Annotated in this window: 13 protein-coding genes and 2 pseudogenes; 7 read left to right on the top strand and 8 right to left on the bottom strand. The window is 62.1% G+C overall.

What is annotated here, in order from left to right; all coding sequences use genetic code 11:
• Positions 1 to 16 precede the first annotated feature (16 nt).
• The 3 genes from pspB to Q0R02_RS10845 form a co-directional block, all read right to left on the bottom strand.
• Positions 17 to 244, bottom strand: a complete 228-nt coding sequence (gene pspB, locus Q0R02_RS10855) for an envelope stress response membrane protein PspB (RefSeq protein ID WP_293883422.1) — start codon at positions 242 to 244, stop codon at positions 17 to 19.
• Position 245: 1 nt separating this feature from the next.
• On the bottom strand, positions 246 to 917 hold the full coding sequence (pspA, locus tag Q0R02_RS10850) for a phage shock protein PspA (RefSeq protein ID WP_293883419.1): 672 nt from the start codon (positions 915 to 917) through the stop codon (positions 246 to 248).
• Positions 918 to 1,031: 114 nt separating this feature from the next.
• On the bottom strand, positions 1,032 to 1,493 hold the full coding sequence (locus Q0R02_RS10845; RefSeq protein ID WP_293883416.1) for an energy transducer TonB: 462 nt from the start codon (positions 1,491 to 1,493) through the stop codon (positions 1,032 to 1,034).
• 172 nt (positions 1,494 to 1,665) lie between these two features.
• On the opposite strand from Q0R02_RS10845, the gene pspF reads away from it, so the two are divergent.
• On the top strand, positions 1,666 to 2,721 hold the full coding sequence (pspF, locus tag Q0R02_RS10840) for a phage shock protein operon transcriptional activator (protein ID WP_293883413.1): 1,056 nt from the start codon (positions 1,666 to 1,668) through the stop codon (positions 2,719 to 2,721).
• Between the two features lie 63 nt (positions 2,722 to 2,784).
• Positions 2,785 to 3,399 carry a superoxide dismutase gene (locus Q0R02_RS10835; RefSeq protein ID WP_293883410.1) on the top strand — a complete coding sequence of 205 codons (615 nt, stop codon included), beginning with the start codon at positions 2,785 to 2,787 and terminating at the stop codon, positions 3,397 to 3,399.
• Positions 3,400 to 3,555: 156 nt separating this feature from the next.
• Here Q0R02_RS10835 and Q0R02_RS10830 read toward each other — a convergent pair whose 3' ends face one another.
• From Q0R02_RS10830 to Q0R02_RS10810, 5 genes and pseudogenes are all read right to left on the bottom strand, one after another.
• A complete protein-coding gene (locus Q0R02_RS10830) occupies positions 3,556 to 4,140 on the bottom strand; it encodes an inner membrane-spanning protein YciB (RefSeq protein WP_293883407.1) in 585 nt (194 codons plus the stop codon).
• Positions 4,137 to 5,063 (bottom strand): signal recognition particle-docking protein FtsY, encoded by a 927-nt coding sequence (gene ftsY, locus Q0R02_RS10825; protein WP_293883404.1) that lies wholly within the window; start codon positions 5,061 to 5,063, stop codon positions 4,137 to 4,139. The genes Q0R02_RS10830 and ftsY overlap by 4 nt, the downstream gene beginning before the upstream one ends.
• A pseudogene (locus tag Q0R02_RS10820) lies at positions 5,060 to 6,261 on the bottom strand (MiaB/RimO family radical SAM methylthiotransferase). Before Q0R02_RS10820 ends, ftsY begins: the two are co-directional and overlap by 4 nt.
• Positions 6,261 to 7,067 (bottom strand): diaminopimelate epimerase, encoded by an 807-nt coding sequence (gene dapF, locus Q0R02_RS10815; RefSeq protein ID WP_293883402.1) that lies wholly within the window; start codon positions 7,065 to 7,067, stop codon positions 6,261 to 6,263. The pseudogene Q0R02_RS10820 and the gene dapF overlap by 1 nt, the downstream one beginning before the upstream one ends.
• 39 nt (positions 7,068 to 7,106) lie before the next feature.
• Positions 7,107 to 8,759 (bottom strand): EAL domain-containing protein, encoded by a 1,653-nt coding sequence (locus Q0R02_RS10810; RefSeq protein ID WP_293883399.1) that lies wholly within the window; start codon positions 8,757 to 8,759, stop codon positions 7,107 to 7,109.
• A gap of 196 nt (positions 8,760 to 8,955) precedes the next feature.
• Between Q0R02_RS10810 and ffh the strand changes: the two genes are divergently transcribed.
• From ffh to Q0R02_RS10785, 5 genes and pseudogenes are all read left to right on the top strand, one after another.
• On the top strand, positions 8,956 to 10,374 hold the full coding sequence (gene ffh / locus Q0R02_RS10805) for a signal recognition particle protein (protein ID WP_293883397.1): 1,419 nt from the start codon (positions 8,956 to 8,958) through the stop codon (positions 10,372 to 10,374).
• A 38-nt stretch (positions 10,375 to 10,412) separates the two neighbouring features.
• Positions 10,413 to 10,799: pseudogene (gene rpsP / locus Q0R02_RS10800) on the top strand (30S ribosomal protein S16); the annotation flags it as partial.
• A 350-nt stretch (positions 10,800 to 11,149) separates the two neighbouring features.
• Positions 11,150 to 11,632: a ribosome maturation factor RimM gene (rimM, locus tag Q0R02_RS10795; RefSeq protein ID WP_293883395.1), complete on the top strand. Its 483-nt coding sequence runs from the start codon at positions 11,150 to 11,152 to the stop codon at positions 11,630 to 11,632.
• A 30-nt stretch (positions 11,633 to 11,662) separates the two neighbouring features.
• Positions 11,663 to 11,935 carry an AbrB/MazE/SpoVT family DNA-binding domain-containing protein gene (locus Q0R02_RS10790; protein WP_293883392.1) on the top strand — a complete coding sequence of 91 codons (273 nt, stop codon included), beginning with the start codon at positions 11,663 to 11,665 and terminating at the stop codon, positions 11,933 to 11,935.
• Complete coding sequence (locus Q0R02_RS10785) at positions 11,932 to 12,312, top strand: type II toxin-antitoxin system VapC family toxin (RefSeq protein WP_293883390.1); 381 nt, start codon at positions 11,932 to 11,934, stop codon at positions 12,310 to 12,312. The genes Q0R02_RS10790 and Q0R02_RS10785 overlap by 4 nt, the downstream gene beginning before the upstream one ends.
• The last annotated feature ends 49 nt before the right edge of the window (positions 12,313 to 12,361 follow it).

The raw sequence follows: 12,361 nt of genomic DNA, 5'->3' as shown, positions 1-12,361 counted from the left end.
TGATGAGGATGTGGCGTTAGCCGTGCATTTTCCAGTTGGGGTTCTCGGCGGTCAGGATCCGTTCGATCGTGATCACCCGCTCCTCCAGTCGGCGTGCGGTATCGTGCATGTCGTCGAGCAGATTTTCATCGTCGATGGTCAGCGTTTTCGCCTGCTTCCACTTGGTGATGTAGTGGAAAACCAGCCAGGGCAGCCCGATGAACAGCATCCCAACAACGAGTATGGGAACAAGTACGTCTTCCATGTCAGACTTCCTTGGTTGCGGATTTGGCCTTCATCGCGGCAAGCGCGGCGTCGACCTTTTCGGCGGATTTCAGTTCGGCGATTTCTTCGTCCAACGATTTTGGCTCCCCGGCCAGGGCGGCGGCATCGGCACGTCCCTCGGCAAGGTCGGCACGTCGTTCCAGCAGTTCGAAGCGGGAAAAGGCGTCCTGTGCGCGTTCGCCGGCATAGGCCTCTCGAACCCGCAACTTGGTGTTGGCGGTTTCGATGCGGGTGGCGATGGCGTTCTGGCGTGCCCGGGCCTCGCGCAGCTTGGTCTGCAGCTTGGCGATATCCTGTTCGGACGACCGCAGCGATTCATCCAGCGTGGCGATTTCACCGGTCAGCTGATCGGCCAAATCGGTCGCCTTCTGCCGCTCGACAAGTGCTGCCTTGGCAAGGTCCTCGCGGCCTTTCGACAAGGCCAACTCGGCCTTTTCTTCCCAATTGGCTTCCAGCGCGGACAATTTGGTGATGTGCCGCCGCATTTCCTTTTGGTCGGCGATCAGGCGAGCGGCGGACGCGCGGGTCTCGACCAGCGTTTCCTCCATCTCGATGATGATCATGCGAATCATCTTGGCGGGGTCTTCGGCCTTGTCCAGCATGTCGGTCATGTTGGCGGCGAAGATGTCCAGCGTGCGGGAAAAAATACCCATGCTCATAACTCCTGTGTGCGTGCTTCCCGAAGGCTTGTTCTTGTTGGTCGTCATTGTCGTTGGCCGGGGCGGGCTGGGCAAGGGGATTAGCCTTTCCGCCCCGGACCCGATAGCTCAGCCAGCCGGCTGAGCCGTCGTCTTGTCTGCAAGCAACTGGCGGCGGTCGGTGCGATAGGCTTCGACCAGCCGTTTGCCTTGCGAAATCTGGATGGCACTCGCGGGCTGGTTAAAGCCCAGGACCATGGCAATCGTGCGCGACTTGCCAGTGGCAGGATAGCTGACGGCGCGGGCGGTGCGGACGGCTTCACGGTCGAAACTGGCAACCCCGCTCGAATTTACCAGATTGGCGTCGTTCACCATGCCGTTGGCATCGATCGAGATGGCGACGGTGGCGACACCCTGGCCGCGAGTGGCGGGCAGGCGCATCGTGTTGTCGATACTGGCCTGGACCGACTGCCGGAAACCAGCGGGGGCGGCGTGCGCCGATGGCACGGCGATGCCCGCGACGGCGATGCTGAAGAATGCGGCTCCAACGAGTGCGGTAGCGGCGTTTCCGAGTGTTGCTGTGTTGATCATTGTAAGTCTCCCTGAATTTGGCTTGATCTGGCTTCCGGCGAACCCTTCGTCGGAATGTGAATGACTTTGCACGGACCGTGCCAGTTTCGAAAATGGCTGAAACCTGCGGTTTTCCTCATCTCATCACTTAAATGGTTTGCTAAACAATGGTGAATATCGCTATTTATTGAAAATGGAACGGAACGAATCCTTCGTCGGTGAATCGGGAGCCTTTCTCGACAGTATCGAACGTGCCAGTCGCGCCGCCGCGCTGAACCGGCCCGTACTGATCATCGGCGAACGCGGCACGGGCAAGGAGCTGGTCGCAGAGCGGCTTCATCGCCTCAGTCCGCGCTGGGCAGGGCCGCTCGTCACGATGAACTGCGCGGCGCTGACCGAAAGCCTGATCGAGGCTGAATTGTTCGGGCATGAGGCCGGGGCGTTTACCGGCGCGACGCGGGCGCGGGCCGGGCGCTTTGAAGAGGCCGACGGGGGCACGCTGTTCCTCGACGAACTGGCCACGCTGTCCGCCGCCGCCCAGGAGCGCCTGTTGCGTGCGGTCGAATATGGCGAGGTCACGCGGATCGGTGCCAACAACCCCGTGCGGGTCGACGTCCGGATCGTCGCGGCAACCAACGAACATCTACCCGCCCTGGTCGACAAGGGGCGTTTTCGGGCCGATTTGCTCGACCGGCTGGCGTTCGAAGTGCTGACCCTGCCGCCGTTGCGCGCGCGCGAAGGCGACGTGCGCGTGCTGACCGATCATTTCGGGCGGCGGATGGCGTCGGAAATCGGTTGGGAGCGCTGGCCCGGATTCTCGAACGACGCGCATCGCGAATTACAGGGGCATGGCTGGCCCGGCAACGTCCGCGAACTGCGCAACGTCGTGGAACGCGCGGTTTATCGCTGGGACACGCCCGACCTGCCCGTCGACCGCATCGAATTCGATCCGTTCGCCTCGCCGTGGCGTCCTCTTGACGCTGCTGCTGCCGCTGGCTCCGACCCCCCGGGTGCGCCGCTACGCCTGGTTGCCGAAACGGTGCCCGGATCGGCCACAGCGACAACGCTCGCCAGCGTCAGCGACCTGCGCGCCGCCGTCGATGCCCATGAACGCGCGATCCTGGAAGCGACGCTGGCGCGTTGCCGGTTCAACCAGCGCGACGCCGCCCGGGCTTTGTCGTTGAGTTACGATCAGTTACGCCATTGCCTGCGACGACACGGACTCCTGGAGAAAAAATCGGCGAATTAACGCGTCGATCTGTCCAATCTGCGCGTTATTACCGCGTTATTCACTTTAGTTTTCGGAGATTTTATGTCGTTCGTCCTGCCAGAGCTTCCGTTTGACCGTGATGCCCTCAACCCGCATATGTCGGGCGAGACGCTCGATTATCATCACGGCAAGCATCACAAGGCCTATGTCGACAAGGCCAATTCACTGATCGCTGAAAAGGGCGGGGCGCAAATTTCGCTGATCGAAACGATCGCCGCCGCGCGTGCCGCCGGTGACAAGGGCCTGTTCAACAATGCCGCGCAAATCTGGAACCACAGCTTTTTCTGGCAATGCCTGGCCCCCTCCGGCCAGCAGCCAGGCGGCAAGCTCGCCGCATTGATCGACGCGAAGTTCGGCTCGACCGACGCGCTGGTCGAATCATTGGTGAAAGAAGCCGTCGGCCATTTCGCGAGCGGATGGGCGTGGTTGGTTCTGGACGGCGACGAACTGGCGATCACCTCGCTCCACGACGCCGACACGCCGGCCGATGCGGGACCAAAGCCGCTGCTGGTCCTCGATGTGTGGGAACACGCCTATTACATCGACTATCGCAACGCCCGCCCGAAATATGCCGAGACGGTGCTTGGCAACATCATCAACTGGGACTTCGTCGCCCAGAACCTCGACGGCCAGGGCGCCTCACGCGCGGACCAATAAACCTTACCCCGGCCCTCTCCCCTTCGAGGGAGAGGGCCGGGGTAAGGGGAAAACGCTGTCCTACAGCAACCCGTCGCCCTATTCCCGCTCCCGGTTCCTTGACCTCACCCTGCGTCCACGCAATTTTATTGCCCATTTACTGCGATTTCTGTGACTCTAACCTTCGGGCGGCACCACGGTCGGTGTGTCGCCGAACCCGTGTTTGGTCATAACGGGGACGTTGGCCAGTGCGAACAGGAAAGAAAGGGCGATTCCGCCCCAGACTTTTACAGTGATCCACATTTCAGGCGTGAGGTAAAATACCAGAATTTCGTTGATTGCGGCCATTGCAATGAAAAACCAGGCCCAGTTCCGCGACAGGATCATCCACCCCTTGTCGGTCAGTCCATCATAGCCTGCTTCAAGAACATATTTCAGTAATGGCCGTCCCATCAGCCAACCCGCCATTAGCAGTCCGCCAAGGAGCAAGTATATCACGGTCGGCTTGTGCTGGATAAAGCGGATGTCGTGAAAGTATAAAGTCAGCCCACCGAACCCGACGACCAATATCGCCGAAAGCCCCAGCATCGGCGAAACCCGGCCCAGCTTGAACTTCGAAATTAAGAGGGCCAGTACGATCGCGATCATAAAAAGTCCGGTTGCAGCAAAGACGCCGCCGAACTTCACGCCCAGGAAAAATACGACCAGCGGGCCATAGTCGATCGCCAGCGTCCAGCCGGGATGCGGTTTAGTCTCGGTCAACTTGTTACTCCGGCAATGGCCCGCGCCAGTTCATCGGCATCGAACGGGCGCAGGTCGTCGATGGTCTCGCCGACTCCGACGGCATGGATCGGCAGTCCGAATTTTTCCGCCGCCGCCACTAGCACGCCACCGCGGGCGCTGCCGTCCAGCTTGGTCATGACCAGGCCGGTCACGCCCGCGACCTGCCTGAAAATCTCTATCTGCGACAAGGCGTTCTGCCCGGTCGTCGCGTCCAGCACCAGCACCACGTCATGCGGCGCGGCGGGGTTCAGGCGGCCCAACACACGGCGGACCTTGGCCAGTTCGTCCATCAGTTCACGCTTGTTCTGCAACCGCCCGGCGGTGTCGACGATCAGCACGTCGATGCCCGTCGCAGTCGCCTGCTTCACCGCGTCGAACACCACCCCCGCCGCGTCGCCGCCCTCTGGCCCCGTGACGATCGGCACGCCCAGCCGCTCCGCCCAGACGCGCAGCTGACCGATGGCGGCGGCGCGGAACGTATCGCCTGCCGCCAGCATCACGCCGTAATCCTGTTCGAGGAACAGGTGCGCCAGCTTGGCGATGGTGGTCGTCTTGCCCGACCCGTTCACCCCGATGACCAGGATCACCTGCGGCCTTGGAAAAGCGTCGATCCGCAGCGGCTTGGCGACCGGCCTCAGCACCCGGGCAATCTCGTCGGCCATCACCGCGCGCACCGCTTTTTCATCAACGCCTCGGTCAAAGCGGGCATCGGTCAGGCGGTCGCGGATCCGTCCGGCGGTTGCGGGGCCGAGGTCGGATGCGATCAGTGCATCCTCGACGTCGTCCAGGGTTGCCTTGTCCAGCCGGTCACTTCCGAGCAGCCCGCCAAGGTTGTCGGTCAGCCTGGACGACGTCCGCTTTAGCCCGTTGGCCAGCTTCTGCGTCCACGAAATTTCGGTCATCGTGCAGTTTCCATGAGCCGTTCACCATCGCTCGCGGCAATACGCACGGTGACGATACTACCGGGTGCAGCGGGGGACAGCACTACCGGCGCGAAGTTTTCGGCATGGCCACTGATGCCGTCGCGCTCGACCAGCACGTGCTGCTCGGTGCCGACCAACCCCGCCAGCCACGCCGCCCTGCGAACGCCCACTGCCCCGCGCAACGCCGCCGACCGGCCCCGCGCGACGCCCGGCAAGATCTGCGGCATCCGCGCGGCAGGCGTTTCCTGACGCGGCGAGAACGGGAAGATGTGGCCAAACACGATGTCACACTCCTCGACCATCGCAAGGCTGTTGGCGAACATCGCATCGTCCTCGGTCGGGAAGCCAGCGATAATGTCGGCCCCGATCGCGATCGCGGGCCGTGCTGCCTTCAGCCGCTGCACCAATTCGATCGCCTGCCCATGCGAATGTCGGCGCTTCATCCGCTTCAGGATCATGTCATCGCCAGCCTGTAACGAGAGATGAACATGCGGCATCATCCGGGGTTCGGTCGTCAGCAGTTCGAACAGCAGCGGGTCGATTTCGACCGGGTCGAGCGACGATAGCCGTAGGCGGGCGAGCTTGGGAACCTCGTCCAGGATGTGTCGGACCAGCGATCCGAGACCCCCCTGATAGCTGGTCAAGTCCACCCCGGTCAGCACCGCCTCACGCTGGCCCCGATCGACCGCCGCGCGAACCGCCGCGACCACAGCTGCCGCCGGAGCCGAGGCGCTGTTGCCGCGTCCGAACGGGATGATGCAGAATGTGCAGCGATGGTCGCACCCGGTCTGGACCTCGACGAAGGCCCGCGCATGATCCCGGCCACTGACGACGGGGGCGAGCAGGGGAGCGGGGGCAAAGATGTCGCCGACCACGCCCGGCCCCACATAGGCAGCAGGCGACCGTTTTCCCGGTTGCCGATCACAGCGGAAACCTCGGGCATAGCTGTAAAACGCGCCGGTTCAATCTGCGCCGCACAGCCGGTCACCACGATCCGCGCATCGGGTCGTAACCGGGCCGCACGCCGCACGGCAGCTCGCGCCTTGTGGACGGCTTCGTTGGTCACCGCACAGCTGTTGATGATCGTCATCTGCCCGGCGCCGGCCGCCGCCAGCCGGATCGCTTCGCCCTCGGCAATGTTCAGCCGACAGCCGAAATTGTGAATCTCCACCCCCATCAGCCGAACCGCGCCCAGTCGGTTTCGCCTATGAAGACATGGGTCGCGGGGCCGGTCATGACGATCTGCTCACCCGGCGCCCATGCGACCGTCAGGACACCGCCGGGCAATGTTACGGCGACTGGTGAGACAACGCGCTTGCCGCGGATCCCAGCGACCGCGGTTGCACAGGCCCCGGTGCCGCAGGCACGGGTAATTCCTGCCCCACGCTCCCAGACGCGCAGCTTCAGCGTATTCGGTCCGGTGACCGACGCGATATTGACGTTGATCCGATGGGGGAAAAGCGGGTCGTGTTCAATCAATGGTCCTAGCCGTTCGAGTGCGACAGCATCGCAGTCCTCCACGAAGAAAATTACGTGCGGGTTACCTACATTAACCGCGATGGGGTCGTGCAAATCCTCCCACCCTACGGGCATGGCGGCGGTGTCCATCGCATAGGCCAACGGAATGTCGCTCCATTCAAAATGCGGAAATCCCATCTCGACAGTCGCCCCGCCAGCAGAAGGTTCGACTACAATGCGCCCGCCGACCGTCAGCAGTTCGGCGCGTTTCCCGATCAGCAGTGCCACCGCCCGCGAGGCATTGCCGCACGCCTCGGCCTCGCTGCCATCGGCGTTGAAAATTTGCATGCTGGCGTCGGCGTTGTCGGCAGGTCCCAGAAGGATGAGCTGGTCACAGCCGATCCCATGTCGCCGGTCGGCAATCGACCGGGCGCGGGCAGGGGTCATCGCCACCGCGTTTTCACGCGCGTCGATCACTACGAAGTCGTTGCCGAGGCCGTGCATCTTGTGAAATCGGTCGGTCATAGGCAGCGCGATTTAGGGACGCGCGGCCCGCAAGTCCACTTAGCCGACGCGGCGAACGGGCTGGACGATGGTTTCGCCCGCCATTTTCGGCTCGGCCAGCGAGGCGCGGGCGCTGGGCAGCAGGTTCCTTTCGGCGAGCAGCGCGCGCGCCTGCGGGATGGGCAGCGGGCGGCCATAAAGCCAGCCCTGCCCCTTGTGGCACCCCAATTGGCGCAAGCGTTCCTCGATGGCGGCATCCTCGATGCCCTCGGCGGTGACGGGCAGGCCAAGGCTATCGCCAAGTCGCGTGATCGCGTTAACGATGGCCGCGCTTTCGGGATTGTCGATGATCGATGTGATGAAACTCTTGTCGATCTTGATGCGATCGAACGGCAGCGCTCGAAGATGGGCGAGCGACGAATAGCCGGTGCCGAAATCGTCGAGCGCCAGCTTGATGCCCTGGTTTTTAAGGCTTCCCACAATTGACTGGGCGAGGGCCAGATTTTCGAACAGCGATGTCTCGGTGATCTCGACTTCGAGCCGAGTGGGCGGAAATCCGGTTTCGGTCAGCAGCTTCACCAGCTTTTGCGCAAGCCAGGGGTCCTTCAGCTGGGTCGGCGAGATGTTTACCGAGATCGAGATTGACGGGTCCCAGTTGCGCGCCTCGACTAGCGCCTGTCGCATGACCGACATCGACAGATCGGCGATCATGCCGGTATCTTCGGCGACGCAGATGAACTGGTCTGGCAGAATTAGCCCTTTGGTCGGATGGTCCCAGCGTGCCAGCATCTCAAAACCGTGTAGCCGCCCTGTCGTCAGGTCGATCTGCTGTTCGAAATAGGGCACGAATTCGCCCTTTGGAATACCGATCCGCAGCCCCATTTCGGCATCGTTCCGCGCCTGCATCTCGCGTTCCATCGAAACATCGAACCAAGCGTAGCGATTACGACCCTGATGCTTGGCCGCATACATGGCGATGTCGGCGCGGCGGGTCATGGCATCGATGGTCTCGCAGCCGCTGTCCGAAAAACTGATGCCGAGCGATACCGAGATGTGGACGTGCGCACCGTCGGCATCGAAGGGCAGCGCAAGCCGCGACACGATGGCCTGCGCCACATGTTCGACGATTTCCGGATTGCCGCCGTCATAGGCGAACATGCACGCGAATTCATCGCCGCCGAGGCGGGCGGCAATGGCCGATGGCGGCATCAGCTTGGCGACTTCGGCAGCCACGCATTTCAGCAGGGCATCGCCGATGGCGTGGCCGTGGACGTCGTTGACGTTTTTAAAATGGTCGAGGTCGAGCATCAGCATGGCTAGCGACTTCTGGCGCCTGAGCGTTTTCGCGAGCAGTTCTGCGCCCTGTTCGGCCAGCGCGCGGCGGTTGTAGAATCCGGTAAGGGGGTCGCGCAGGGCCAGCGTCGTGGCGCGCAGTTCGGCGGTGGCGCGTTCGGATATTTCGTCCGACAGGTCGCGGTAACGTCGCCATCCAAACATGATCAGCGCAATGTTCAAGATCAGGGCGATCGACAACATCCGGTCGACGCCGCCCCCGACGCCCGATATCGCATCGAGGATGCTGGAGACGACCTGGCTGCCCGTACCGACGAACATGATGAGCGCGGCGACCACAAATCCGCCCGTAAGCACATCGTTACGCGCATTGATGGTGCGCGACTTCGAGTTCGCGGTATAGGCAATCGCCTTGGTCACTTCGTTCGGCCCCCCAGGTAAATTCCGAACGTCGTCCTTAACCAAGACCGGTGAAGAACATATTAAACGGCGGGCATGGCGTTGACCAGAAAGGCCGTTTCGCCTAGTGGCATCGTATTGAACGGCATCCGAGGATGCGCGCCAGCCGACGAGGTTTCGTCCGCTGGCGTTTTTTGCGTTGGAGTTTGAACGGTTTATGTTTGATTCGCTGAGCGATCGCCTGGGCGGTGTCTTTGCCGCATTGCGTGGTCGCGGCGCGCTGAACGAAGCCGATGTTCGCGCCGCGATGCGCGAGGTGCGGATTGCCCTGCTAGAGGCCGATGTTGCGCTCCCGGTAGTGCGCTCGTTTGTTGATAGCGTGACCGAAAAGGCGGTCGGACAGAATGTCCTGCGCTCGATCACGCCCGGCCAGCAGGTCGTCAAGATCGTCAACGATGCGCTGGTCGACATGCTGGGCAGCGATACGGTCGATCTGGAACTCGGCGTAACCCCGCCAGCGATCATCATGATGGTCGGCTTGCAGGGATCGGGCAAGACGACGACAACTGCCAAGATTGCCAAGCGCCTGACCGAAAAGGACCGCAAAAAGGTTCTGATGGCATCGCTCGACGTCAATCGTCCGGCGGCGCAAGAGCAGTTGGCGATCCTCGGCACGCAGATCAGCGTGGCGACATTGCCCGTGGTCATGGGCCAGCAGCCGGTCGAGATTGCACGTCGCGCGCTGAACGCAGCCAAGTTGCAAGGCTATGACGTTCTGATGCTCGATACCGCGGGCCGTCTGCACGTCGACCAGGCGCTCATGGATGAAATGCGGGCCGTGTCGGACGTGGCTTCGCCTGCCGAGACTTTGCTCGTTGTCGATGCGCTGACCGGGCAGGACGCCGTCAACGTTGCGAAAAGCTTTACCGATCAGGTTCCGCTGACCGGCGTTATTCTGACCCGCATGGACGGCGATGCGCGCGGTGGTGCGGCGCTATCGATGCGGGCCGTTACCGGCAAGCCGATCAAATTTGTCGGTACAGGCGAGAAGCTTGACGGGTTGGAGTTGTTCCACCCGAGCCGGGTCGCGGGCCGTATTCTTGGCATGGGCGACGTCGTCTCCCTGGTCGAGCGCGCCGCCGAGAGCATTGAGGTCGAAGATGCCGAGGCGATGGCTGCCAAGATGGCAAAGGGTCAGTTCGACCTAAATGACCTTCGCCAGCAGCTCGCTCAGATGCAGAAAATGGGCGGTCTAGGTGCGTTGGCGGGCATGATACCCGGCATGAAGAAGGCGCAGCAAGCAATGGCCTCGGGCGCGGTCAACGACAAGATGCTGGTTCATATGGATGCCATGATCGGGTCGATGACGGCAAAGGAACGCGCGCGGCCCGAACTGCTTCAGGCCAAGCGGAAAATCCGGATCGCAAAGGGGTCGGGCACCACGGTGCAGGACGTTAACAAACTCCTGAAAATGCATCAGGAAATGGCGACCGCGATGAAAAAGCTTAGGAAGATGGGCGGCATGAAGGCGCTGATGGGCATGATGGGCGGCGGTGGCGCTGGCGGTGGTGGCCTGGGCGGGCTGGCCGGGATGCTCGGCGGCGGCGGGATGCCCCCCGGCTTTCCGCGCAAGTAGTTTTTAGATATCAATGTAATTTAACCAAGGAAATACAGATGGCAGTTGCAATTCGTTTGTCGCGCGGTGGTTCGAAGAAGCGCCCTTATTACCGCATCATCGTTGCCGATGTCCGTTCGCCACGCGACGGTAATTTTATCGAGCGGATCGGCAGCTATAACCCGCTGCTCGCCAAGGACGACGAAAAGCGCGTGGTGCTCGACACCGAGCGTGCGAAGCATTGGCTGAGCGTCGGCGCGCAGCCAACCGATCGCGTTGCCCGTTTCCTTGATGCGGCGGGCGTTCTGGAACGTGCTGCCCGCAACAACCCGAACAAGGGCAAGCCCGGCGAGAAGGCCGTCGAGCGCAAGGAAGAGAACGAAAAGCGCATCGCCGATGCCGCTGAAGCCGCCGCTGCTGCCGCTGCGGTACCTGCTCCTGAGCCAGAAGTCGTCGCTGAAGAGCCGGTTGCCGAAGTCGAAGCGGTTCCGGTCACCAAAGCTGTCGTCGAAGGAGCGCCGGTTGCAGAGGCCGCTCCTGCTGTCGAAGAAACACCGGCTGCTGAAGTCGCAGCGCCGGTCGCCGACGAAGCTTCAGTTGCCGAAGCTGCGCCGGTCGACGAAGCTCCGGTTGTTGAGGCGACGCCTGACGTTGAGCCAGTCAACGCGGGTGTTTCGGCCGAAGCTCCTGCAGAGGGTGCCGTCGATGCCGCACCCGCAGCGCCGATCGGTGAGAGCGCGACCGCTCCTGCCGAGGGTGAGGCCGAAGTCGAACCAACCCCGACCCAAGCCTGATCTTGACCGCCCCCCGCTCCGTCACCCTCGCCGCGATTATCGGCGCGCATGGCGTGGGCGGGGAGGTCCGGTTGAAGATCTTTGCCGAAGACGAAACCAGCCTGAAGGCGCACGCCAGTTTCAATGGCGGTGCCTTCACGCTGAAATCGCTTCGCCACGGCAGTAATGGCGCGATCGCCCGCTTTGCCGAAATTCCCGACCGCACGGCGGCTGAACGCCTGCGCGGAACCGAGCTGACCGTGCCCCGCGACTCGCTGCCGCCGCTGCCCGAGGGTGAATATTACCACACCGACCTGATCGGCTTACCCTGCGTTAGCGGCGACGGCGAAGACCTCGGCCGCGTGATCGCCATCGAAAACTTCGGCGCGGGCGACGTGCTGGAAATCGAGCATCCCAACGGTAAACGCTTCATGGTCCCCATGAACCTGGAAGCGGTGCCCGAATGGGGGGAGCACGTGGTGATTGACACAGACTTTGCTGTCTAGTATATACATCGCGTGTATACGGACGATGTGATGAACGACGAATATCTCGGCAAAACATTCAAGTCCGGTAATTCAGTTGCCCTGCGCCTCCCGAAAGGTCTTGGCATTCCCGAAGGCACCGAAGTTCGCATGGTGATGGAGGCTCCGATGTCGTTCAGGGTGCAACCCGCTGTCGCTCCGAAGCGCAAGATTGATGTCAGTGGGTTCGCCGGAAAAATGCCTGGTTTCAAGGCTGCGCCTCGCGAAGACTTCGAGGAGCGCCCAAGCGCCATTGCCCGACGCAAGGCGCTGTTGGGCAATTGACGCGGTATCTGATCGATTCCGGTCTTGCGATCTACTCAATGGGGGGCGAGGCTGACTCGCTCCTCAACCAGCGTCTTGCCTCCTGTTATCCGGACGATGTCGCGATCTCGGCAATCAGCTTTGCCGAGGTCGCTCTTGGCACCTGGAATGGCAAGCCTCCGCGCCAGGATGTGCTGGATGCTTTTGTGAGCGTCATCCCGATCATTGAGTTCGACGAAGCCGCCGCACGCGAATACGCGCGCTTGCCATTCAAACGCGCACGGTTCGACCGGTTGCTCGCGGCCCACGCGTTGAGCGTTGGGGCAATTGTCGTGACGAACAATGAGGCGGACTTCGCCGATGTGCCGGGTTTAGAGGTGGAAAATTGGGCGCTCTGATGTTGGCGGCCCTTGGCGTTGTCGGTGTCGTTTCAGGGCTTGTCTGCTA

The organism is Sphingomonas sp., from assembly GCF_025353885.1.
Classification (GTDB): domain Bacteria; phylum Pseudomonadota; class Alphaproteobacteria; order Sphingomonadales; family Sphingomonadaceae; genus Sphingomonas_O.
This window is presented reverse-complemented; position numbering and strand designations above follow the sequence as displayed.

Excerpts from the sequence above, each read along its gene's own strand:
- ftsY (WP_293883404.1), bottom strand. The coding sequence starts at position 5,063 with ATGACCGAAATTTCGTGGACGCAGAAGCTGGCCAACGGGCTAAAGCGG.
- dapF (WP_293883402.1), bottom strand. The coding sequence starts at position 7,067 with ATGACCGACCGATTTCACAAGATGCACGGCCTCGGCAACGACTTCGTA.
- Q0R02_RS10845 (WP_293883416.1), bottom strand. The coding sequence starts at position 1,493 with ATGATCAACACAGCAACACTCGGAAACGCCGCTACCGCACTCGTTGGA.
- Q0R02_RS10790 (WP_293883392.1), top strand. The coding sequence starts at position 11,663 with ATGAACGACGAATATCTCGGCAAAACATTCAAGTCCGGTAATTCAGTT.
- pspA (WP_293883419.1), bottom strand. The coding sequence starts at position 917 with ATGGGTATTTTTTCCCGCACGCTGGACATCTTCGCCGCCAACATGACC.
- ffh (WP_293883397.1), top strand. The coding sequence starts at position 8,956 with ATGTTTGATTCGCTGAGCGATCGCCTGGGCGGTGTCTTTGCCGCATTG.
- pspF (WP_293883413.1), top strand. The coding sequence starts at position 1,666 with ATGGAACGGAACGAATCCTTCGTCGGTGAATCGGGAGCCTTTCTCGAC.
- pspB (WP_293883422.1), bottom strand. The coding sequence starts at position 244 with ATGGAAGACGTACTTGTTCCCATACTCGTTGTTGGGATGCTGTTCATC.
- Q0R02_RS10835 (WP_293883410.1), top strand. The coding sequence starts at position 2,785 with ATGTCGTTCGTCCTGCCAGAGCTTCCGTTTGACCGTGATGCCCTCAAC.